Raw genomic sequence first — 23,763 nt, forward strand, 5'->3', positions numbered from 1 at the left:
AAAACAGCACCCTATAAAGGATGCTGTTATTCAATACATAAATAATGATGGATTATTTATTTAAATTCTCGCGGTAGCTTGGAAAACTCATATCTTTATAGCGAATAAAGGTTGTTTTCTTAGCAATTTTATAACCAAACCAAATGGCTAAAAAGAGCGGGAGACCAATATACGTCGCTGTAACACCAATCCAATCAATATTATCTTCCAAGAAGGCTTGGTAATTCTGGCCCAGTGTGATTGTCAAACACAAAATAAAGGCAAAAATTGGCCCAATTGGGAAGAATCCAGAGCGATACGGCAAGTCGTTTAAATCTTTACCTTGAGCGATATAGCCTCTACGGAAGCGGTAATGGCTGATGGCAATACCTAACCATGCAATAAACCCTGTCATCCCTGAGGTATTCAATAACCATAGATAGACCGTTTGGTTGCCGAACATAGAACTTAAGAAGCACAGACCCGCGACGACCGTCGTGGCTAATAACGCATAACGTGGTACGCCGCCTTTCGATAAACGCGCAAATATGCGTGGTGCTTTGCCTTCACGCGCTAAGGTGTACAGCATACGGGTTGATGCATACATTCCAGAGTTACCTGCAGACAATACCGCCGTCAAGATAACCGCATTCATCACCGCCGCTGCTGATAATAGCCCTGCGTTTTCAAATACTAAGGTAAATGGACTCACGCTGATATCTTTCACATCGTTACGCAGCAAGTTAGGATCAGTATAAGGAATGATCAAACTAATAATTAAGATGGCAAAGATATAGAACAACAGGATACGCCAGAATACTTTACGTACGGCTTTAGGTATATTTTTAGCAGGGTCTTTTGATTCACCCGCTGCAATACCAATTAATTCAGTTCCTTGGAAAGAGAACCCGACAATCATGGCCACACCAATCATGGCAGAGAAGCCACCTGCAAATGGCGCATCACCAATTTCCCAGTTATGCCAACCCGCATTTTCCGCACCATTCATGATGCCAAAAATCATCAGGACACCAACAACAATAAAAATAATTACCGTGGTGACTTTGATCAGTGAGAACCAGTATTCTGCCTCACCAAAGCCTTTAACAGATATGAAGTTCAGTAAGAAGATGATGGCAAGGAAGATGGCACTCCAAATCCAACCCGGCGTATCAGGGAACCAATAAGTCATCACTAATTGTGCCGCAACTAAGTCAACCGCAATAGTAACCGCCCAGTTGTACCAGTAGTTCCAACCTAATGCGAAACCAAAACCTTCATCAACATATTTTGCGCCATAAGTGGCGAATGAGCCTGAAACTGGCATATAGGCAGCTAACTCGCCCAAGCTCGTCATTAAAAAGTAGACCATTAAGCCGATGATGGCATAAGAGAGTAGTGCCCCTCCGGGGCCTGCTTGCGCAACGGTTGCACCCGATGCTACAAATAAACCGGTACCGATAGAGCCACCGATAGCAATCATCGCAAGGTGACGCGCTTTTAATTCACGGCGCAACTTTTGTGGTCGGTCTTGCGTGATAGTATTGGTATGTTGTTCTGACATTTGTTCCCTGTATTTTATTATTCAGCCAATATCGCGTGAATTCTAGCAAAATAGGCTGTGAGAACTAAGCAACTCTTCACTGTTATAAGATACCTTCATAATTCACGCAGAATTATAAGTAAAACGCGTTATCGCCAAAAAATTAAGCATCCGCTTTTAATCAGGAAATACGCTGTCGAACCCTCTAAAGATTTTGGCTTGCCGCTAGGCGGCAAGTTAAAAGATAACGAGGATTTTTAATTACAGTAGGCTAGCAAATTAGTAATCGCATTCGAAAGGTGCTTTTGACGGTGGTAAATCAAATACAGCGTTCTTTCCAATTGAAGTTCGTCTACTTCAAGCTCAACTAGAGTACCATTGTCCAGTTGCTCTGCGATTACTCGCCTTGATAGACAGCTTATCCCCATACCAAAACGAACCGCATGTTTAATGGCCTCTGAATTACCTAATTCCATTAAAATATGAAAGCCAGGGAGATGGGCAAAAAGCAGTTGGTCAAGGACATCTCGCGTACCTGAGCCCCGCTCGCGTAAAATCCACGGAGCATCTCTAAGCTCTTTTAATGACACCTTTTTATTTGCTAACGGGTTTTGCGGTGAAGCAAACACCACCAGCTCATCTTTTAACCAAGGTTTCGAAATCAGCTCAGGGCTATGACAAACTCCTTCGATTAACCCCACATCCACCCGAAACTCCATCACCGCCTTAATGACTTCCTCTGTATTGCTAATAAAAAGCTCTAAAGGGATATCAGGGTGATCATGACGGTAACCCGCTAATATCTCAGGCAACATGTAGTTACCGATCGTGGTACTCGCTGCCAGACGCACAGCACCCATCTCTTTTTTGAATAGTTGCTCGACTTCCGCCCCTTGCTCTAATAAGGCTAATGCTTTGGGATAAAGAAGCCTTCCATGCTCGTTTGTAACAAGACGTTTACCCACACGGTCAAAAAGCTGAACACCAAGTTGACCTTCTAAATCCGTTAGCGACGCACTGACCGCAGATTGGGACAGTGCTAATAATTGAGATGCTTGCGTCGTGGAGCCACTTTTCAATACTTCTGTAAAAACCTCAAGTTGCCTAAGTGTTATTCGCATAAAGGTCGCCCCAACGTGTTTTTATTACTTGTAATAATATTGTTAATATTAATGATTTATTGGCAATATTCCAGAAGAAACTTAAAACCACTTTTTTAGATAGATTATATACAAACAATCAATTTAAATTATTATACTTTTTATTATATGCTTATTACCAAATCATATAAGCAGCAATAAAGAGCATTATCATGGATAAAAGCGACATTCACACCCTAAATCAAAATAGCTTTCACCCTATTTTGAAATTATTACCGGGACTCCTATTAGCCGGTATTTTAACGGCCATCGCCATCTACCTTGGTGACCAATCATGGTTTATGGATATTGGTTTAGGTGCATTAACACTCGCCATTTTATTGGGGATTGTTGTGGGAAATACCTTTTACCCAGCCGCAAGTAAGTCTTGTGATGCAGGCGTCAAATTCGCTAAACACTACTTTTTACGTGCAGGGATCATCCTTTACGGCTTTCGTTTAACGTTCCAACAAATTACTGATGTGGGTGCTACTGGGGTTATTATCGATGCATTGACCCTAACATCGACTTTCTTATTAGCCTACTGGTTAGGAAAAAAAGTCTTTGGCCTAGATGATGAAACGACCATCTTGATCGGTGCAGGCAGCAGTATTTGTGGTGCAGCAGCCGTCATGGCAACAGAGCCCGTAGTAAAAGCTTCAGCGAGTAAAGTCGCAGTTGCCGTTTCTACTGTCGTTATTTTCGGGACAATTTGTATCTTCGTTTACCCTTGGATTTACCAATTAAATGCACACTTTGGTTGGTTTACAGCAACCCAAGAAACATTCGGTATTTACATTGGGTCAACCGTGCATGAAGTCGCGCAAGTGGTTGCCGCAGGCCATACCATTGGTACTGATGCAGAAAATGCGTCTGTTATTGCGAAAATGATCAGAGTTATGATGCTAGCGCCATTTTTAATTATTTTATCTGCTTTTTTAAGCCGTAAAGCGGCGGCAAAAAATGGTCATTCAGCGGAAAAAAGCAAAATTACCATCCCTTGGTTTGCTGTATTCTTTATCTTAGTAGCAGGGTTTAACTCATTACATTTATTGCCACAAGCGTTAGTCCAACAAATCATCGTGTTAGATACGGTTTTACTTGCGATGGCAATGGTAGCATTAGGTTTAACTACTCATGTCAGTGCAATCCGACAAGCGGGTATTAAACCATTATTAATGGCATTGATTTTATTTGCTTGGTTAATCGTTGGTGGTTTATTAATTAATCTCTTAATACAAAATATCTTTTAATGTGTGCCTCCGACTTTAGCCGCTTAATTAAGCGGCTTTTTTGTTGATTTCATTTATGAGCTTATTAATGGCATACTTCAATAAAAAGGAGTCAAAAATGAAATTTGTTGGAGCACACGTCAGCGCCTCTGGTGGCGTTGACCAAGCCGTTATTCGCGCCCATGAGATTAATGCCACTGCCTTTGCATTATTCACCAAAAACCAACGCCAATGGAAAGCCGCGCCATTGAGTGAAGAAGTTATTCAAAAGTTTAAAACTAACTGTGCAAAATACGGTTATGGGAAACACCAAATCCTGCCCCATGACAGCTATTTAATTAATTTAGGTCACCCTGAGTTTGAAGCCCTAGAAAAATCACGAGTTGCCTTTATTGATGAAATGCAACGTTGTGAACAGCTTGGCATTGATTTATTAAACTTTCACCCCGGTAGTCATTTAAAACAAATTGAAGTGGATGATTGCTTAGCACGTATTGCTGAGTCCATTAATATTGCGTTAGCCGAAACCGAAGGTGTCACTGCTGTCATCGAAAATACCGCAGGGCAAGGCACTAACTTAGGCTTTGATTTTATACACCTCGCGAAAATCATCGAGGGTGTAAAAGATAAAAGCCGTGTGGGTGTTTGTATCGATACCTGCCATGCCTTCGCCGCAGGTTATGATTTACGCACAATTGAAGATTGCGATAAAACATTCACCCAATTTTCAGAGATTGTCGGTTTTGAGTTTCTAAAAGGCATGCATCTGAATGATGCTAAAAGTGAATTTGCCAGCCGCGTTGACCGTCACCACAGCTTGGGTGAAGGGAATATTGGTTTCGCGCCGTTTACATATATTATGCAAGACAGCCGATTTGATGGGATCCCGCTGATTTTAGAAACAATCAACCCAGATATCTGGCCGCAAGAAATTGCCTGGCTGAAATCCCAACAAAATAGCTAACATTGATAGAGCCCTATTAAAATTTAGGATTCATTTCTATTTGCTCATGCCATCTTTTTGTTGCACGACTTGTAACACCCTGATAAGGTGTTACAAGTCACGTAACGGAAGGTGATATGATTAAATCATTTAAACACAAAGGATTAAAGCAACTATTTGAAAAAGGAACACTTTCAGGTGTTTTCCCTAAAAATGCTTCACGTATAAATGATAGGCTTCAGGCTATTGATTCCGCCAACTTTATTGATGATTTAGATATTTTCACATTTAACCTTCATCAATTAAAAGGTGAGCGAGTTAATATTTGGTCAATTACTGTTCGTGCAAATTGGCGTATTACATTTGAGTTCATTAATGGCGATGCTTACATTTTAAATTTAGAGGACTACCACTAATGAAACAGGCCATTGTTACCTATCCCGGCATTATGGTTGCAAATATTTTAGATGACTTAGGCATTGGTGTTCGGCAATTTGCCAGAAATATTGGTGTCACACCCGCAACCGTTTCCCGCTTTCTTTCGGGAAAAACAGCCTTAACCCCTGCTCTCGCGATCCGTATTTCAGCGGCTTTAGGTAGTAACCCCGAGTTTTGGCTACGGCTACAAACTCATTACGATTTACGCTTACTCGAAGATAAAATCGATATTTCTGGGATAGTTTTATACGAAAATTTGCAGCAACCACAACAACCAACGTCTGAATACTAACAAAAAACCCCACGTAATAAATAACGCGGGGTTTCTTTTCAAACAATCAGTAATTACAGCGACTTCATTTCAATCTTAGCCATCATGTCGGCTAACTTACTGCGGTTCTTTAAACCGACATCTGCTTGTGAAACTGATAACGCCGAAATTGCAGTGGCCATGCGCAATGTGTGCTCGCTTGATTCACCATTGAGGAGTCCGTAAGCAAGGCCGGCAACCATCGAGTCGCCCGCTCCGACTGTACTGATGACTTCACAATGTGGCGGCTTAGCTAACCAAGAGCCTGAAGCATTAACCCACAATGCCCCTTCCTCACCCAATGAAATGACGACATGAGAAATGCCTTTATCTCTTAGCTCATGTGCCGCTGCAATCACATCTTTTAAATCCGGTAGTTTGCGCCCAACCCAACTTTCTAATTCATGACGATTCGGTTTTACCAACCAAGGCGAGGATTTTAAGCCCGCTTTCAATGCTTCACGGCTACTGTCGAAAATGATACATGGGCACAATTGACGTAAGCGAGTCATCCAACGGGTAAATTCTTCTGGATCAATACCGTTAGGCAAGCTTCCACTCACCACCACCATATCAAAGTGACCTAACCAATTTAATGATTCCGTTGAAAAACGGTTCCAGTCTTCTTTGCTCACATCAAAACCAGAAAAATTAAAATCGGTTGATTTCCCATTATTTTCAGTGAGTTTGACATTAATACGTGTTCGCCCAGGCACCATACTAAAACGGTTTGCCATGCCATTTTCACTGAAGAAATGTTGGAATTCTTCTTGATTGTCTTTTCCCATAAAACCACTAACGGTAATATCAATGCCCAGATCACGCAGCACTTTCGCTACGTTGACTCCTTTTCCTCCGGCATTCAGGCTAGCGGTTTTGACTAAGTTAACTTCACCCACTTCAATAGACGAGCACAACCCTACAAGGTCGTAAGCAGGATTTAATGTAATTGTAGCAACCCGGCGAGTCATAACCACTAATCTCCCTTATCATGATTATCATATCATTAGATGTATGCCATAGTTATAACATTAAAACGTGTTGTTTTCAGTGCTATTTATACTTTTTCCTGCTTGTTTTTCGCCTATCCCATGGCAAAATCTTCGCGCTGAAAATAAAAAGAAAAAGGAGAGAATATGTCTCAGCCAATAAACGTCGTTGTTGGCGTCGGCGTTATCATTACCAACAAACAAGGGCAGGTTTTATTGGGTAAGCGTAGCAGCAAACACGCCCCCTACTGGTCTATTTTTGGTGGGCACGTCGACCCGGGGGAAACATTTGAAGCCTGTGCTATCCGAGAAATAAAAGAAGAAATTGGCATTGATATCGCAGCACCTCGTGTATTTGGTATCAGCAATAACTTGCAAACTTATCAGCAAGAAGGCAAGCATACCGTTTCCATTTGTCTGCATGTCGAATATAACGGCGACAAGCAACCGCAAATTATGGAAGACGATAAATGCGAAAGCCTTATATGGGTATTTCCTGATTCTCTGCCAGAACCCCATTTTGAGGCAAGCCGTAATGCCATCAACCTTTGGTTAAATCAGCGCTTTTACAACCAATCTATTTAACTCCCATATAAAACATACAAATTAAATTAATTTGTATGTTTCTTCACCATCTCTTTCAAATTGTTCAGTTTATTTTATTTTCCTTATTTACAATACTTTGCCACTACCGTATCATTTAGCTAGTACAGTGAAACAATTTATTAGGAGCCACCATGGCCGTTAATGGGACAACACAACCAAAAAGCCCTTCTATATTAGGGGGCGCAATGATCATTGCAGGTACCGCAGTTGGTGCAGGCATGTTTTCAATTCCAATGGTGACTTCAGGCGTATGGTTTTCAGGCTCTATTATCCTGTTAATTTATACCTTTATTTGTATGTTACTTTCTGGGCTAATGATTTTAGAAGCGAATATGAATTACCCAGCAGGCGCTAGCTTTCATACCATGGTAAAAGATTTATTGGGTACCGGTTGGAATACTATCAACAGTTTATCGGTGACTTTTGTTCTGTATATTCTAACTTATGCTTATATTTCTGCGGGCAGTTCTATAATTACCGCAAACTTAGCAGAACATATTCAAATTCCACAAGCTGGGGCAGGTTTGGTTTTTGCGTTTATTGTTGCATTTTTCGTTTGGTTATCGACACGTGCAGTGGATAGACTAAGCACTATTTTAATTGGCGGGATGGTTATTACATTTATCATGTCTATCGGTGGGATGATCACAACCGCTTCACCTGCCATTTTATTTAACCAAGTAGAACAAAACGACACACAATATTTACCTTATGCCTTAGCCGCACTGCCTTACCTGTTAACTTCATTTGGCTACCACGGTAACGTACCTGGACTAGTAAAATACTATAATAAAGACAGCCGTAGTGTAGTTAAAAGCTTAACTTACGGTGCCATTATTACGGTTGTTATTTACATTTTATGGCAGTATGCGATCCAAGGAAATATCCCTCGTTCATCGTTTATCGAAATCAGAGAAAACGGTAACAATATCGATGCATTACTGACTCAGATGAATATTTCTACACAAAGTAGCTTTATTTCCCAATTTTTGAATCTGTTTTCGTATATGGCATTGGCAAGTTCTTTCTTAGGTGTGTCACTAGGTTTATTTGATTTTATTGCTGACTTCTTCAAATTCGCAGATGACAAGCAAGGGCGTTTGAAATCTATTTTAATCACCTTTATCCCGCCAACAGTTTTGGCATTAATTTTCCCTAATGGCTTTATTTACGCGATTGGTTTTGCTGGGTTAGCAGCAACAATATGGGCTGTGATTGTCCCTGCATTAATGGCAAAAGCAAGCCGGAAACGTTATCCAAACAACAGTTACAAAGCACCTGGTGGCATATTAGTTATCGGTTTTGTCATTCTATTTGGTTTGATCAACGCCGTTGCACACATCATGTCTTTGGCTGGCCTACTCCCTATTTACTAATTTGCCGTTCTTAATATAGCCCTACGGGGCTATATTATTTCCCATCTGTATTTTTTCAAAAAATTTTCACTGAAAATTGACCTCAACATCTTGCCTAATCGCGTTTGTGCGAGTAATTTTGTCGCACTCTTTTTGACAATACCGAAGAAGGTTATTTATGGCCAAGGCCAACGAAATCAAACGTGGTTTAGCGATCAACTATAATGGCAAATTATTGCTGGTTAAAGATATTGATATTCAAGCACCTAGTGCTCGTGGAGCCAGTACATTATACAAAATGCGCTTTACTGATATCAAAACAGGCCAAAAAGTTGAAGAGCGTTTTAAAGGCGATGACATTTTAGAAACGATTTCGTTAACTCGCCGTGGTGTTAGCTTTTCTTATATTGATGGTGATGAATATGTTTTCATGGATAACGAAGACTACACGCCGTATATTTTCAAAAAAGCAGATATTGAAGATGAACTGCTGTTTATCCCTGAAGAGGGATTACCGGGTATGCAAGTTCTAACGATGGATGGGCAAGTTTTAGCGCTAGAATTACCACAAACTGTTGATATGGTTATTGTTGAAACAACACCTGGCATTAAAGGTGCCTCTGCCAGTGCTCGTACTAAACCGGCAACGATGGCAACGGGCTTGACCGTTCAGGTTCCTGAATACCTCACCAGCGGTGAAAAAATTCGTATTCATATCCCTGAGCGCCGCTATATGGGCCGTTGTGACTAATCACATTTCAGCAAAATAACATCTATATTCTTATGCCTATGAATAACATACTCATAGGCATACATTTTTATTGAACATGGCACTCTCCTAGCCGACTACTTCCTTATTCCATGTATTTATTGGAATCAATCATACTTAACGGTGTAAATACCCATCGTTTTTTCTTTATTAATCCAGTTAAATTGTTGTGTACCCTTCAAATTAGGCAATACCTGTTCGGTTGTTTTCAACTTGGAAATATCAACTGACTTTGTTTTTTCCTTTCCTGTGTCACTCCAACACTTTGTTTCAATAAAGTTGTCATTCGTTCCAATAACACATGGAGCAGCCACTATTGCCCCAGTAAAGCGGATAACAGCAGAGTTAGAGCGCTTTTGGTCGCTGTTTTGTGAAGCCAATACAGAAAAGCTAGTTGTTAATACCATTGAGGCCAAAAAAGATGCTGTGATTTTTTTTACTAAGCTATTCATGGAAAAATTTCCTCTTAAAATTAAGTTATCGTCATTTTTAGTAATTTATTTACTCTTAAAATGAATAATTCAGTTCAACTGAATGAGGACGACATCTTATTCTTAATAAATAGCGAGAGATTTCACTTATGGCCGCAGTTTTTTATTTTTCATATTGAATTATATCCAATATAAAATTATTAGACTGGATCACACTTTTTATTACCACACGTATTGCTACACACAGAAAATTCAATCTATTAAAATGAGTCGAAAATGTAATAATAAACGTCGAAATTAACGTTTTCTTTATTTATCTGTATTCAATGTGATAAAAATAGTGTTGTTCAATATGAAAAAAAAACTCAACTACAAAATTAATTTATTACCTACCAATTTGATTGCGTCTGGACGGCAAAGGGCCTGCTATCAGCACCCTGACGATGATGAGCTTTGCATCAAAATTCATCTAAAAGGCCGTGATGACAAAGAAACACTAAGAGAAGTACGCTACTATAAACGCCTTTACCGAAAGGGAGAGCAAGCAACAACCATTTCTCACTACTTTGGCACTCAAGAAACCAATCTTGGGCTAGGTTACGTGTTTCAATTAATTAAGGATAAAACAGGGAATGTATCCCATACTTTAGATTATTATCTTAAAAATAAAAATGCATATCTAAAACACCAACAAAACATGAAAATTGCTTATAGGGAATTCAAAAAAACAATTTATAAAGAAGCCATTGCAACCATGGCGTTAAAAACCTACAACATTGTCTATCAATTAGGTTATAAACCCCACGGAAAGTTTTTAATTATCGACAATCTAGGCTCATCTAATTTAATCCCCCTCGATTATTTTTCATCCACTATTGCACGCTCGACTTTAAACCGTCGTTTCTCTGATTTTGAAAAACGACTATACAAAGATTTTCATGTCAAATTATAAATATCAATTTTCTATAATTTTCGAACTGTCATTTTTATTTAATACTTATTCGATAATTTGAATAGTTTTTATAATTCAGGAGTAATTATATATTATTCCTTTTTCTTATATTTCTATCCTGCATCACAACAATTACTGATAAATATACAGTAGTAATTGAATCTACAATTTATTATTGGTCAACAAATCACCAGCGGACAATAAATCATCATTTTCTAATCAGCTAATTCCTCAATATTTCAAATTCTTCAGACAAAAACTTAAACTTCTTTACATTCGGACGTTAAAGAGCGCTTATTAAGTAAATAAACTGAAACGCACTAATAATAAATGTGAGAAAGATCATATTTTATTATTAATAATCGTCGTGCTTACACGCATAAGTACGCTATATATGACGATAATCACATAAACCAATGGAGAATATGCACTTTTATCTAATGTTTTGTAAATTATCCCCCTATTACCTCGCCATTTCGGCTTTGTTTATGTATGCTCTTTAAGGTTTGGTATTCGGGCTGTTACGGTACTAAATTCAAGCATAACTGAATTAGCAAATATTGAGCTTTAATCTATACTCAATAAGGTCGTTAGAACCTCTAAATCAGTTTAGATTTAGGTAATGTGATAAACACTTTCTGCGAAAAACACACTGTTATCATTAATGCGTTTTTCACAGGGAAAAGTTTAGTTTTGTTGTGTCTCTTTACACAATAATGCGATAAAGAAAATGGTAAGGGATATATATAAGAATGTTAACCTCTGAAAAACTTAAGCGCTATGCTTGGCGCATTGTTCCGGCAGTTGCTATTGCCGTTACACTCACAGCATGTACTAACCCGAAGTCGACAAAAAATACTCAATATACCGCTAAATCAGATGTTCGTATGTTAAATGGTGCTGCAGGCGACTCTTTAACAATGGCATCCCAAGACGAATTTGAAGAATTAGTACAAAGTGTTGACACTAAATCTAAAATCATGAATCAATACGCAAGCTGGAAAGGCGTTGCTTACCGATTAGGTGGAACAACGAAAAGCGGCATTGATTGTTCAAGCTTCGTTCAACGTACCTTTTTTGAACAATTCGGTGTTGAATTACCCCGTACTACTTCAGAACAAGAGTCTTCCGGTAAAAGCGTAAAACGCAATAATTTAAAAGTGGGTGACATTGTTTTATTTAAAACAGGTCGCACAATGAAACATGTTGGCATTTACATTGGTGATGAGAAGTTTGTTCATGCATCAACTAGCAGTGGTGTTATTGTCTCTGAAATGTCTAACAGTTACTGGAGTAAAAGATATTACGCAAGCCGCCGTATTATTAATGGCTCGTAATCATCAGTAAACCTCCCTCCCTTACCAATAAAAAAGCTTCCAAATTTGGAAGCTTTTTTATTGGTAATCTTGTTGTTAGGTAAAAAACTAGCACAGCATTATTACCAAGCCAATCTATTGAAATCTGGTATAGACAGCAACCCTCACTAACCACCATAAAATGAGTAAATATTGTATTCACTCATTAAAGATACCACTGTTTGCGCTAACTAAGCGCAATAAAAACCTGAGGATAATTCCGCGATTGCCACACCCGTAGCCTTCAAACGACACATAGCCGCTAATTCATCATTTGCATGAATAAATAGGCAAACCTCTTTCTGCCATTCTAAAATGGAACTTGAAATTTGCATATCAGATAACGATTCAGACAACTGCTGCATCGCTATACAATCTGTTGCACAGTCATGACTAAGCAATTTTAGCCCCACAAGGTTATCGCTATCAGCATCATTCATAGGAACAACTTCAACGTCTGTCCCTATTTTCCCTGATAACCAGCGGTAGCTTTGCGGTAGCCTGTGCACCACCGAAAGACCTAATTTTTCCACAAAAATATCCTATAAAAACAATTGGTATTTTGCCTAATTACAGGGAAGAGCCCCGCATACTTACCTAACACTAAGTCAACTACTCTATCGCTAGTGCCTTTTTTTGAAAGTTAAGTTCTTGCTTTCAAAAATTACTCGTTCAAACCGAAGATTTAGCACATAAAAAAGTAACGATAATGTTAAAAATTAGAAGCTAAATATAACATTAAAATTATGGTGTGTCGTTAAATTTTTGTGACACAAATCATTGCATGTGCATTTTTCTGCTAAAAATATTAAAAATTAAATTATTTTTGACGATTTTTATCAACACCAACAATAATTCAATCAACTGTTTTTTACATTTGCCAAATTAAATTAGTAATATTCATTCAGATTTTTGATGTGGCGTGACTTTTCAGTTAACTTAATCACCCTTATTTCGAGTGACAGATAAAACATAAATTTAACAAAAAGCGCAATAATGATAATTGATTTAGATCATTTTTCATCTTGTATTTTAATACCATAGATAAACTAATCGTAATTACCGAGCAATAGAGCCGAGAAAACTCAACTTAATGTGAATGATAAAAGATAACTTAAGGAAAAATAAGAATAATCAGGGAAGTGAAACCTAAGAACGGAGTTATCAGTTTCATCCATGAAGCTGATAACTTAAAGATTATTTTGCCTTTTTGGCTAATAAAACAAAGAGCATTGATAAAGCAACGCAAGCTACCATCGAACCAACCATCGGCCACGCATTCTTAGCGGGGATCAATGATAATAATGTTCCGACTAGTGCACCAATTGAAAAACGAATGGTTCCCGCTAAAGATGAAACCGTTCCCGCAATATGAGGGTAGTTATCGAGGATCACTGCCATTGCATTAGATGTAATCATCGCGATGCCACTGACATAAATAGCGACACCAATGACTAACGTCCAAAAATCAAGGTTAAACGCTGTTGTCGCTAATAGCCAGATACCCATAATAAATTGGATGATAATGCCAAAATAGAGCATTTTTTCCGCGCCAAAATGCCTAACATAGCGGCTATTAATGGTTGTCATAATGAATAAGAAGACAATGTTAATGCCAAAATAGTAGCCAAAATGTTGTGGGGAAACACCATTTAAGTCGATATAAACGAATGCTCCGGCATTTAAGAATGAAAACATGCCTGCAAATGAAAATGAGCTGGCAAGGATATAGAACAACACTTGTTTTGCTCTAAATAAGGTCGCAAATTGACGTAGCGTCGTTCCCACATGAAACTTTTGCCTTTTTGCCACAGGGAGTGTTTCACGCACAAAAAAGCTCACTAAGATCACAGCAATCACAGCCGCAATTGCAATGCTCCAGAAAATCGCATGCCATGAGAACCAACGCATCAATTCGCCGCCTAAAATCGGGGCTAATAATGGCGCAATAGTCATCACCAAGACGACAAATGACATACTTCTAGAGAATTCATCACGTGTGAACATATCGCGCATTAATGCATTGATCACCACACTGGCTGCCGCTGCCGCAAAGCCATGCAAAAAACGTAGCCAAATAAGAGAATCAATTGATTCAGTGACTGCACAAGCGGCTGATGCTAAAGCAAATACAACCACTCCCCCTAAAATTACTGGTTTACGACCGATACTGTCAGCCATAGGCCCGTAAAAAAGTTGCCCAATCGCAAAACCAAAAATGTAGCTGTTGAGCGTCATCTGAATACGCCCTTCATCTACATTAAAATAATGCATCATCGTCGGAAAGCTAGGTAGGTACATGTCGATGGCTAATGGCATTAGCATAGACAACAAGCCTAATATTAAAATCAGCCCCAAATAGGATGAACGCTGCTGTTGCACTCTATAAACTCCTGCTTTTATTTACGTGGTACAGTTATGCTATTAATTTCTTCATCTGTCAGTGGGCGATACTCGCCCTGCTCTAAGGTTTCATCCAAGTGAATATCCCCGACTCGCTCACGGTGTAATCCACAAACATGATTTCCTACCGCAGCAAACATCCGTTTAACTTGATGATAACGGCCTTCACTAATAGTTAAGCGAACATCACGAGGCGTTATAATTTCCAGTTGAGCGGGTTTTGTTGGGTACTTTTCGCCGTTTAACATGACACCTTGCTCAAATTGCTTCGCAACATCGGAGCCGATATCTTCACTTAATTGAACACGATAGGTTTTTTCACAATGGTGTTTTGGCGATGTAATGCGATGCGACCACTGCCCATCATCAGTAAGTAGAACTAATCCTGTTGTATCAATATCTAAGCGCCCCGCAGAATGTAATTTTTGCGCCAGGGGTTCATCAATAAAATAGAGAATAGTTGGGTGAGTTGGGTCATCAGTAGAACAGATGTAGCCTTGTGGCTTATGTAACATAAAATAGCGAGGCCCGGTAACTTGCACTAGCGCATTGCCATCATAAGCAACTTCATGGTCAAGCGTGACTTGAAATGACCCCGATTTAACAACGTCACCGTCAATCGTCACAAGACCTGCACGCAGCTCACGTGCTACCAAACTCCGGCTTATCCCTAATTGCTGGGACAAAAATTTATCCAGTCGCATAGATTCTCTTAACTTGATGGAATGCCAGCGAAGCGTACAATAGCGCTCAACTGTCAGAATAATAAATGAAAGGTTGCTGTGATTGCTATCACATAATTCATTATAACAATAACCCTAGTTAAGGGATAGTTTCCATGAAACAACCTGTATCTTTAGACAGAGTCATTGTTTTAAATTAAATTTAACCTCATTCACCTGTTTTTTTAACTAATATTGAGCAATATGTCTTTTTCCTTACGTCCATACCAACAAGAAGCCGTCGATGCGACGATCCATTACTTTCGCAAACACACGCAGCCCGCCGTTATTGTGCTACCTACAGGCGCAGGAAAAAGTTTGGTGATTGCTGAATTAGCTCGTCTTGCTCGTGGGCGAGTGTTGGTTTTGGCTCATGTAAAAGAATTAGTCGAGCAAAATCATAGTAAATACCTCGCTTATGGCCTTGAAGCAGATATTTTTGCTGCTGGACTAAACCGAAAAGAGTCACATAGTAAAGTGGTTTTTGGCAGTGTACAGTCGGTTGCACGTAATCTTGCTGCTTTTGATGGGCAGTTTTCGTTAGTGATTATCGATGAATGTCACCGTATCAGTTTGAATGATAAAAGCCAGTACCAGCAAATTATTCAACATTTACAAAAAAGTAATGCAGCGTTGCGGATCTTAGGCTTAACCGCGACCCCTTACCGTTTAGGCAGCGGATGGATTTATCAATATCATTACCATGGTATCGTTCGTGGTGATGAAAACTGTTTTTTTCGTGATTGCATTTATGAATTACCGCTGCATTATATGATCAAAAATAAGTTTCTTGTCCCCCCTGAACGCCTAGATATGCCTGTTCTACAGTACGATTTTAGCCAAGTTTCGTTAACCTCTGCGGGAATTTTTAGTGAGCAAGAACTTAATCTTTCACTAAAAAAGCAGCAACGTATTACCCCTAAAATCGTTGCCCAGATTGTAGAATATGCAATGCCATTGCAAGGCTGTATGATTTTTGCAGCTACTGTCGAGCACGCAAAAGAGGTTTTAGGCTATTTACCTGAACAATCTGCGGCCTTAGTCACAGCCGAAACTCCTGCCGCAGATAGGCAATCTATTATTAATCAATTTAAAAAGCGAGAATTACATTACCTCGTCAATGTATCTGTTCTAACAACTGGTTTTGATGCGCCCCATGTTGACGTGATTGCAATTTTACGCCCGACGGAATCAGTCAGCTTATATCAGCAAATTGTGGGCCGTGGTTTACGACTTTGCGAAGGAAAAACCCAATGCCTAATTTTAGATTATGCAGGTAACCCTCATGATTTATATCGCCCCGAAGTCGGTAGCAGCAAACCAAACTCATCCAGTGTCCCTGTGCAAGTTTTTTGCCCTCTTTGCCAATTTGCCAATGTGTTTTGGGGTAAATGTACCTCTGATGGGCAAGTTATTGAGCACTATGGCCGCCGATGCCAAGGCTGGGAAGAAGATGAGAATGGTCAGAAACAACAATGTGAATTTCGCTTTCGCTTTAAGCAATGTCCCCACTGTGGTGCAGAAAATGATATCGCTGCTCGTCGTTGTCAAAAATGCCAAGAAGTGCTTACTGATCCTGATGATATGCTTAAAGCCGCATTAAAATTAAAAGATGCGCTGATCATTCGATGCGGTGGTATGCAATTTATCAGTGGCAGTGATGCAAAAGGAGAGTGGATTAAAATTAACTATTTCGATGAAGATGGAACTTGTGTTTCAGAGCGTTATCGCTTAACAACCCCCGCCCAACGCCGTGTGTTTGAATACCGTTTTTTACGTGAACACCAACGCGCGCCAGGTGTTCCATTTAAATGGAATGATGCAAACGATATTATTTTACAACAATCATTATTACGTTACCCTCAATTTATTGTTGCTCGAAAAAAAGACCGTTTCTGGGAAATAAGAGAAAAAATTTTTGATTATCAAGGGCGATTTCGCATCTCAGACGCCCTTTCCTAACGCAATAAATGATCTTAATGATTGCTGGATGGTGGTTTTTTCGATAAAATGCCGCCGCCTTCAAATATCTCTTTCTTGTAATGAGTTATTCCTAGGCCAAATCTCGAACCTGCTGCTGGGTCGCCTGTAGCAGGAATTTATATTTTCTTTTTATAGAGAAATAGTAATGTTAACTATCAATGCAATTGAACGTAAAGAGCAGGGTAAGGGTGCGAGCCGCCGCCTGCGCAGAGATAACCAGCTTCCAGCTATCGTTTACGGTGGCAACCAAGAGCCTATCTCTATCACTCTGAACCACGATGAAGTGATTAACCAAGAAAGCAAAGCAGAATTTTACGAAGTTCTGTCTCTGGTTATCGATGGTAAAGAAACAAAAGTAAAAGTTCAGGCTGTTCAACGTCACCCATTTAAGCCAAAAGTGACGCACATTGACTTCCTGCGCGCTTAATTAAAGCCCACAGCCGAGCTTTAGAAATTTTCGGGACGCCGAGTAAATAACGCCGCAATTGCGGCGTTATTTATTTCTAAGATATTATTTTGTGCACCAATCTCAAACCATCAATACACGAAGCCAATTACTCTAAGAATTTTATTTGCTACCACGACGTTGCAACTGGTCACGTAAGTTTGGTGGTGTACCACGAATCGTTAATGTATCTGTCACAGGATCCCAAAAAATACGTTCCCCCATCAACATGGCATCAAAACTAATGGTAATTCCCCCGCCACTACCCGAAAATTTAGTCAATTGTTTAAGTGTCCCTCTATCTGCTGGGAAACTCTCTTCCAACTGGTAGTCATTTTGGCGAGCAAAATCATCAAAACTTTGTTCTTCTACCATCGGCAGCTCTTTCGCCAACGCTTGTAATTCAATTTCTTCGCCAGATTGCAATTGCTCTGTGCAGTAGCTATGCACTTGTTGGCGATACGCTTGGCGGGTATTTTTATCCATCTGCGCATTATCGCAAAAGTCGTCCAACGCTTGGACTAAACCTTTGTTCTGCACTTTTGCATTCAAGCCTTCAGATGCAGCCAAGAAATCCATAAAGAAATCAGAAACTTTTCGCCCTACTCGACCTTTTAGGAATGTTAAGTAGCGCTTCGACTCTGGATTGGTTTCCCACTCGGTTAAATCAATTCGGGCAACGATATCTGCGTGTGGGATATCCAAATAGTGTGTTGTCCCCAAATCTAATGTATCCGTGACAAACATGCTGTCGCAGCTATTGAGAACGGAAATCAATAAATATTCGACGGCAAGGTAACGATATTGGCAGAAAAGAACAATCCCACCTTCCGCAAACGGGTATTTCGCTAGCTCATCCTTTAAACGAACCGTCATCGCACGGCTAAAACCTAAAAATTCTTCTTCACCCTTGCGCAAGAGCTTTAATGCATCAGCTAATTCACTTTCTTCATTGAATTCACCAAAGGCTTTACTTTTTGCGCTATAAACACGGTGCAATTCTGCCATCATGTCCTGTACGACATCATCCGCCGTCAATAAAGAATCCCGTAACATCACCTCTAAGGTTTGTTCATCTCGCTTAATCAACTGATGTAAAGCTATCTGGGTAATTTCCAGACTCATTGTTGGCTCCTTCTTCTAGCAGAAATATTATCGCGCGTATTCAAACATTGATATCTATGCGCTGCAATAGAAACTATCATTTGCCTCATTTTTCATCACCAAATGCTGAACTAATACACACTTTTTGAATCTGAATAAGCATTATTATCACTTAAACAAAAATTTGTTGCGAAGAAAGAAGAAAATCATGCGGCTATACGCTATGATATGGAGCTTTCATTAATTTAGGATGTCTCAATTTATGCCACAATCATCTCGCTATAGTGATGACAAAGTTGAAGGTTTACTCTCTGACCTCGTAAGTGTGTTAGAAAAAAACCATACCCCTGTTGACCTTTCCCTGATGGTGTTAGGTAATATGGTAACAAACCTGCTCAATACGTCAGTTGCTCCTGCACAACGTAAAATGATTGCAGAATCGTTTGCCAATGCATTACTTTCTTCTGTAAAAGAAGATAAATCACACTAACTGATTAATGAAATAAACAGTATGGTCACCCATCAGCGCTACCGTGACAAAGTCTCTAACATGATTGGTTGGGGGCACTGGTTTGCACTATTCAATATACTGCTTAGCCTCGTGCTGAGTAGTAGTTACCTGTTTATTTTTGATTGGCCAGACACGTTAACTGGCCGCATCTATGCTTTCGTCAGTTGGTTAGGTCATTTTAGTTTTGTGGTCTTTGCCGCATACCTACTCATTATTTTTCCACTGACCTTTATTGTGATGTCTCAGCGGCTGCTGAGGCTAATCTGCGTTGCACTTGCTACGGCAGGTATTACGCTTCTTATCTTTGATATTCGTGTCTTTAGCCAGTTTGGCCTTCATTTGACACCACAAGTCTGGGATTTAGTTATCAACCCCGCTAAAGGGGAAATGGCCCGTGAATGGCAGCTGATGTTTATCAGTATTCCCATTATTTTCTTAGTTGAAATGCTATTTGCAACATGGAGCTGGCAAAAGTTACGCAGCTTAAATCGCCAAACCTTTGGTAAGCCTCTAGCGGGTATTTTCATTGTAACTTTTATTATGACGCACTTAATGTATGCGTGGGCCGATGCGAATTTTTACCGTCCTATCACCATGCAGCGTTATAACTATCCGCTCTCCCAACCAATGACTGCACGTAAGTTATTGGATAAATATGGTTTGCTTGACCTGACTGAACACCAAAACCGTGTATTCCAGCAAGGTAGCCCTACAGCTCTAAAACTTAACTACCCACTCAAACCGTTGAGCTACTACAGTCAAGGTACAGGGTACAATTTGCTGTTACTTGTAGTTGATGATTTGGGTGATGAAGCCCAACAAACGTCAATGAGTGCTCTTAACAACTTCAAAAAAATGAGTACGCAGTTTACCAATCACTATACTACGGGTTTACGTGACGACACTGCTTTATTTGGGCTTTTCTATGGAATTTCATCAACTTACCTTGATAATATTCTCAATGGACGCCACCCATCAGTCTTGATAGAAGCATTACAGCATCAAGGTTACCAATTTGGTTTATTCTCAACAGATGGCTTTAACTCACCATTATTCCGCCAAGCTATTTTATCGGATTACTCATTACCTGCTAAAACAGCGGATAATGATGGCTTAACGATTACTCAATGGACCAGCTGGCTAGATAACCTCAAACATGATTCTCCTTGGTTCTCTTTTTTAAATATAAAAGGAACGCCAGGTAGTGCTAAAACTAATGAGCAAATTGATCGCGTCATTGAAGCATTAAAACGCGATAACCGATTAGAGAACACTATCGTAATTATCACTGCGAATTATAACAACCAAGGTAAACAAGAGGATAACTGGCTTGATGGCAAGCAGTTTAATCGAGATAAAATGCAAGTTCCGCTATTTATTTACTGGCCAAATACTCCTGCACAACAAATAAATAAGCTAACTAGCCATCAAGATATCATGACCACCTTAATGCAACGGTTATTACATGTTAATAATCAAACAGATGATTATAGCCAAGGTGAGGATCTGTTTAGCAACCAACGTACATATCCTTGGGTGATTACTGGGGATAATGATGATGTGGTCATTACCACTGATACGCAAACTCTGTATATGGATCACAATGGCCAGTTTAATATTTATGATAAACAAGGTGTTATGGTAAAAGATGATAAACCTAATTTGACGGAGCTTCTGAAAATATTCACTGAGTTAAAACGCTTTAATGAAAATTAGTGCTTAATTATCAACCAGTCTCGATAGCAGCCTCTTGATTTTAAGATCAGATTGAGTAGTATAAATCGCAGTTCGGCATGTAGCGCAGCTTGGTAGCGCACCGTCATGGGGTGTCGGGGGTCGTAGGTTCAAATCCTATCATGCCGACCAACTTTTTATAGAGAAACCAACCGCTTAAGGTTGGTTTTTTTATGTGATGAATTTGGGGTGGGTAAAAGTCGGGTAAAAGTCGGGTAAAAGTCCGACATGGTTACACTGACTTTTACCCCTCTTTTTCTTAGGATTTATCATCCAGTGACTGACTTTCCGCAGCTTCCTGCTCTGCCCTTTCCGCTTCCTCTGCTGCACGTTTAGCTTCTTCTTGCGCTAATCGCCCTGCTTCTATCTTAGCGAGTCTCTCAGCTTCAGCTTGCTTAAATTAAGTTAAAGCTAATACTATCTAGCAGTAAACCCTGAGAGCTGTCACCAACTTCTATTTTGACATCTCCATTTGGTTCAATTCGCAGTATTCTTGTGCCCCACCCAGATCCACCTCCGTTACCGAATGCTTGAACTAATCGAGTTGGTTTATTAAATTCTGAATAGCGACTGATATTGAATATCGTTGCCCCCTGAGATGCTCCCGAGCCATACACAGCACCACTGAGATATATCATACCGTCAATAACAACAGCAGACGGATAATTATCCATATAAGGGTTAACATTGGGTTGCCGAACAATGGGTAATTCTAACTGAGAGAACTTTATCCTTAAATCCTGTGATTGCATCACTGGTGTGATGATTTTTGCTAACCCCTGCCCGCTCGGATGGTTGATACCATTACCGCCATAAGGAATTTTTCTATCTGCTAGATTATTTCCTAATCCCCACATTTCTCGGTCTGTGATGATTTTCTTACGCTGTGTTGGCTGTCCTAACATCACGCGAATTTTTGAAATGTTACCAGACTGAATGCCACCCATGCCGATTTTTGGCCTAACAGTACCGCCATGTCGCACCATATAGAATGAGGTAACGTATACATTATTCGTGCCATCTTTCGGTTCTTGCGTGGGGTCTAAGCCTATATAGATGTTACACTCATTATTGATAACTGTAACAACTAGCCAGAAATCACCCGAAGGAACTTGAATATCAGTTTTCTTGCTGTAATAAGCATTCATATATTCGGTTCTTCCAGTAATAACAAAGTTATTCGACGCATCGACACCAATATAGATCCAATCCTCTGAGCTATCTCCTCCGCTATTAATATAAATAACCTTGCTTTTATCCCAGTTGGAAATTAAAGATTCAAATGCAAAATCGACGCAAGCATCGGCGGTATAGGCCCCGTTAACTGGCTCTTGATTAGGGATTTCTTGCAACTCACATGCAACTTGGTCTTTACCATCTCGAGCTTGAACAAAATAACGATTGAAGTCAAAAACAGAGAAGCCAGCCCATCGCCCATAAGTTCTCTCGAAACCAGCGGCAAAGTTTCTACCCTCTTGGAATCGAAGGCCATCAAAACTGGAGCCGTTGTTGTATGTGCTGCCGCGGGATGGCACTAAGCAAGTACACAAAACAAAGTGAGCGTATGGTAATCCTGCGCGTACTTTATTGATAGTCGAAATCATCGTACCAGCGTTAAAGCTATTACGATCATTCATCCCGAAAGCAAACAGTACAATATCAGCATCAGTATCAACGATATAGTCAGTCCAGTTTCTGGCAGGATCAGTGTACCAAGGCGACCTAAATGATGTCGGTTTTGTATTCGCATTCGCCCATGTCTGCCCTCCAATTGCACGATTAATAAAAGTAAAGGTATGCTCTGGATTTTGCGCTTGTAATGCAGATTTAATAATCGACCACTGACAGACTCCAAGTGTTAATGAATCAGCCCAATCTAAACTAATAGAATCGCCCATGACGACAACTTTAATATCTTTCTTTTTTAGCTTGTTTATCTTGATGTTTGATGTGTTTGTTAAAATTGGCTCACTGCAAAGTTTATCTTCAATGTGTGCATTATAGAGGCCATTATAAGGGGTGGAGCTTATGAACTGACCGGGGCCGTAAAATTTAAAGTCAGTCATGTGTGTCACGCGCCGTTCATACACATAAGTTTGGTAGTTATAACCAGGATTGACCGGAGGTGATTTATCCATGTAAATCTCAGTCACACCGCGCTGGTATAACTCACTTAACTTTTCATTAAGCAATACTGCGTTTTTATTCTCATCTTCTAGTCGATCAGACAGCCCTAGCGAACTGATATTAACACGAATAGATTTAATCGCATCGCCGACGCTTCCAGAGGGATAGTTTTCTGTTTGCGACAAACCAACCAATGCCGCGCCTTTTTCTGTTTTCAGGTCACCGCGTAAGCTTGCATCTCCCACGCCGACCCAAATACCATTGGGGTTACTTTCAGATTTTATTCCTCCCGTTGTTTCGGGTGTCGAATTCTCAGGCACTAATTTAGGTAGCTCCCCATCGCAACGATAATATTCGCCATCTCCGTCAGGCTTTTCCCAGAGTACAACCTCATTACGTTGCTTAACTTCAGCGCCCTCTTTAAAGGTGCCAATTGGCGCATAACCTGCCGCCAAAATAGCATTGAGCATATCTTGATTAAACTTCTCAATTAATCGCCCATTCTGCATCTCCATCCCATGCCAGCTGATGCGTTCATTGTCGAGTCTATCAGTCCAAGTTTCACTTTCACGATCATTGACTGCTCTATCAAGGTTCTCACTGTTGTCATACAGATTTTTTACTGATGCAGACCCAAGGGGATCTTTTGTGTTATATGTCGTCATTCAAGATACCTATAAATGAAAAAACCCC

Annotated in this window: 22 protein-coding genes and 1 tRNA gene; 14 read left to right on the forward strand and 9 right to left on the reverse strand. The window is 39.9% G+C overall.

All coding sequences use genetic code 11. The annotated features are described in order from the left end of the window. Positions 1–52: 52 nt before the first annotated feature. Together AC4IFO_RS01165 and yieE are read right to left on the reverse strand one after the other, a co-directional pair. Complete coding sequence (locus tag AC4IFO_RS01165) at positions 53–1,543, reverse strand: amino acid permease (protein ID WP_206082275.1); 1,491 nt, start codon at positions 1,541–1,543, stop codon at positions 53–55. A gap of 236 nt (positions 1,544–1,779) precedes the next feature. Then, positions 1,780–2,643, reverse strand: a complete 864-nt coding sequence (gene yieE, locus AC4IFO_RS01170; protein WP_490731149.1) for a DNA-binding transcriptional regulator YeiE — start codon at positions 2,641–2,643, stop codon at positions 1,780–1,782. Between the two features lie 191 nt (positions 2,644–2,834). Between yieE and AC4IFO_RS01175 the strand changes: the two genes are divergently transcribed. The 4 genes from AC4IFO_RS01175 (at position 2,835) to AC4IFO_RS01190 (ending at position 5,566) form a co-directional block, all read left to right on the forward strand. Next, on the forward strand, positions 2,835–3,914 hold the full coding sequence (locus tag AC4IFO_RS01175; RefSeq protein ID WP_490731151.1) for a YeiH family putative sulfate export transporter: 1,080 nt from the start codon (positions 2,835–2,837) through the stop codon (positions 3,912–3,914). Positions 3,915–4,011: 97 nt separating this feature from the next. Further along, positions 4,012–4,857: a deoxyribonuclease IV gene (gene nfo / locus AC4IFO_RS01180; RefSeq protein ID WP_490731153.1), complete on the forward strand. Its 846-nt coding sequence runs from the start codon at positions 4,012–4,014 to the stop codon at positions 4,855–4,857. A gap of 116 nt (positions 4,858–4,973) precedes the next feature. Continuing rightward, entirely contained in the window at positions 4,974–5,252 is a 279-nt protein-coding gene (locus AC4IFO_RS01185; RefSeq protein WP_490731155.1) for a type II toxin-antitoxin system RelE/ParE family toxin, read from the forward strand. Continuing rightward, entirely contained in the window at positions 5,252–5,566 is a 315-nt protein-coding gene (locus tag AC4IFO_RS01190) for a HigA family addiction module antitoxin (RefSeq protein ID WP_490731157.1), read from the forward strand. Before AC4IFO_RS01185 ends, AC4IFO_RS01190 begins: the two co-directional genes overlap by 1 nt. Positions 5,567–5,619: 53 nt before the next feature. Here the strand turns inward: AC4IFO_RS01190 and fruK are convergent, their stop codons facing one another. Next, the gene (gene fruK, locus AC4IFO_RS01195) at positions 5,620–6,555 is read right to left on the reverse strand and encodes a 1-phosphofructokinase (protein WP_219249385.1); all 936 of its coding nucleotides are present in this window, start codon (positions 6,553–6,555) and stop codon (positions 5,620–5,622) included. A gap of 165 nt (positions 6,556–6,720) precedes the next feature. Here fruK and AC4IFO_RS01200 point away from each other — a divergent pair, with 165 nt between their 5' ends. The 3 genes from AC4IFO_RS01200 to yeiP all read left to right on the forward strand — a co-directional run bounded on the left by AC4IFO_RS01200 (position 6,721) and on the right by yeiP (position 9,285). Then, complete coding sequence (locus AC4IFO_RS01200) at positions 6,721–7,158, forward strand: nucleotide triphosphate diphosphatase NUDT15 (protein ID WP_490731160.1); 438 nt, start codon at positions 6,721–6,723, stop codon at positions 7,156–7,158. Between the two features lie 152 nt (positions 7,159–7,310). Further along, entirely contained in the window at positions 7,311–8,555 is a 1,245-nt protein-coding gene (gene mtr / locus AC4IFO_RS01205; RefSeq protein WP_490731162.1) for a tryptophan permease, read from the forward strand. 157 nt (positions 8,556–8,712) lie between these two features. Then, the gene (gene yeiP / locus AC4IFO_RS01210; protein WP_219247317.1) at positions 8,713–9,285 is read left to right on the forward strand and encodes an elongation factor P-like protein YeiP; all 573 of its coding nucleotides are present in this window, start codon (positions 8,713–8,715) and stop codon (positions 9,283–9,285) included. A 125-nt stretch (positions 9,286–9,410) separates the two neighbouring features. Here yeiP and AC4IFO_RS01215 read toward each other — a convergent pair whose 3' ends face one another. Next, positions 9,411–9,755 (reverse strand): YmdA family protein, encoded by a 345-nt coding sequence (locus tag AC4IFO_RS01215; protein WP_490731164.1) that lies wholly within the window; start codon positions 9,753–9,755, stop codon positions 9,411–9,413. A 331-nt stretch (positions 9,756–10,086) separates the two neighbouring features. On the opposite strand from AC4IFO_RS01215, the gene AC4IFO_RS01220 reads away from it, so the two are divergent. Together AC4IFO_RS01220 and mepS are read left to right on the forward strand one after the other, a co-directional pair. Next, positions 10,087–10,686 carry a YrbL family protein gene (locus AC4IFO_RS01220; protein WP_490731166.1) on the forward strand — a complete coding sequence of 200 codons (600 nt, stop codon included), beginning with the start codon at positions 10,087–10,089 and terminating at the stop codon, positions 10,684–10,686. 752 nt (positions 10,687–11,438) lie between these two features. Then, the gene (mepS, locus tag AC4IFO_RS01225) at positions 11,439–12,023 is read left to right on the forward strand and encodes a bifunctional murein DD-endopeptidase/murein LD-carboxypeptidase (RefSeq protein ID WP_206082285.1); all 585 of its coding nucleotides are present in this window, start codon (positions 11,439–11,441) and stop codon (positions 12,021–12,023) included. Positions 12,024–12,232: 209 nt separating this feature from the next. Here mepS and AC4IFO_RS01230 read toward each other — a convergent pair whose 3' ends face one another. The 3 genes from AC4IFO_RS01230 to rsuA form a co-directional block, all read right to left on the reverse strand. Then, positions 12,233–12,574, reverse strand: coding sequence for a YejG family protein (locus AC4IFO_RS01230; protein ID WP_490731168.1), 342 nt, complete (start codon positions 12,572–12,574; stop codon positions 12,233–12,235). 664 nt (positions 12,575–13,238) lie between these two features. Continuing rightward, entirely contained in the window at positions 13,239–14,423 is a 1,185-nt protein-coding gene (locus AC4IFO_RS01235; RefSeq protein WP_490731170.1) for a Bcr/CflA family multidrug efflux MFS transporter, read from the reverse strand. 17 nt (positions 14,424–14,440) lie between these two features. Further along, entirely contained in the window at positions 14,441–15,148 is a 708-nt protein-coding gene (gene rsuA / locus AC4IFO_RS01240; RefSeq protein WP_490731172.1) for a 16S rRNA pseudouridine(516) synthase RsuA, read from the reverse strand. Between the two features lie 222 nt (positions 15,149–15,370). Between rsuA and radD the strand changes: the two genes are divergently transcribed. After that, complete coding sequence (gene radD, locus AC4IFO_RS01245; protein WP_490731174.1) at positions 15,371–17,128, forward strand: DNA repair helicase RadD; 1,758 nt, start codon at positions 15,371–15,373, stop codon at positions 17,126–17,128. 166 nt (positions 17,129–17,294) lie between these two features. After that, positions 17,295–17,576, forward strand: a complete 282-nt coding sequence (rplY, locus tag AC4IFO_RS01250) for a 50S ribosomal protein L25 (RefSeq protein WP_219247303.1) — start codon at positions 17,295–17,297, stop codon at positions 17,574–17,576. Between the two features lie 141 nt (positions 17,577–17,717). On the opposite strand, the gene yejK is transcribed toward rplY, so the two are convergent. After that, positions 17,718–18,719 carry a nucleoid-associated protein YejK gene (gene yejK / locus AC4IFO_RS01255; protein WP_490731177.1) on the reverse strand — a complete coding sequence of 334 codons (1,002 nt, stop codon included), beginning with the start codon at positions 18,717–18,719 and terminating at the stop codon, positions 17,718–17,720. Positions 18,720–18,960: 241 nt separating this feature from the next. On the opposite strand from yejK, the gene AC4IFO_RS01260 reads away from it, so the two are divergent. From AC4IFO_RS01260 to AC4IFO_RS01270, 3 genes are all read left to right on the forward strand, one after another. Further along, on the forward strand, positions 18,961–19,188 hold the full coding sequence (locus AC4IFO_RS01260) for a YejL family protein (RefSeq protein ID WP_219247299.1): 228 nt from the start codon (positions 18,961–18,963) through the stop codon (positions 19,186–19,188). 21 nt (positions 19,189–19,209) lie between these two features. Then, positions 19,210–20,925, forward strand: a complete 1,716-nt coding sequence (gene yejM, locus AC4IFO_RS01265) for an LPS biosynthesis-modulating metalloenzyme YejM (protein ID WP_490731179.1) — start codon at positions 19,210–19,212, stop codon at positions 20,923–20,925. Positions 20,926–20,998: 73 nt separating this feature from the next. Then, a tRNA-Pro gene (locus AC4IFO_RS01270) sits at positions 20,999–21,075 on the forward strand. 263 nt (positions 21,076–21,338) lie between these two features. On the opposite strand, the gene AC4IFO_RS01275 is transcribed toward AC4IFO_RS01270, so the two are convergent. Continuing rightward, complete coding sequence (locus AC4IFO_RS01275; protein WP_490731181.1) at positions 21,339–23,735, reverse strand: SGNH/GDSL hydrolase family protein; 2,397 nt, start codon at positions 23,733–23,735, stop codon at positions 21,339–21,341. Between the last annotated feature and the right edge of the window lie 28 nt (positions 23,736–23,763).

Source organism: Providencia sp. UF-224 (assembly GCF_058245955.1).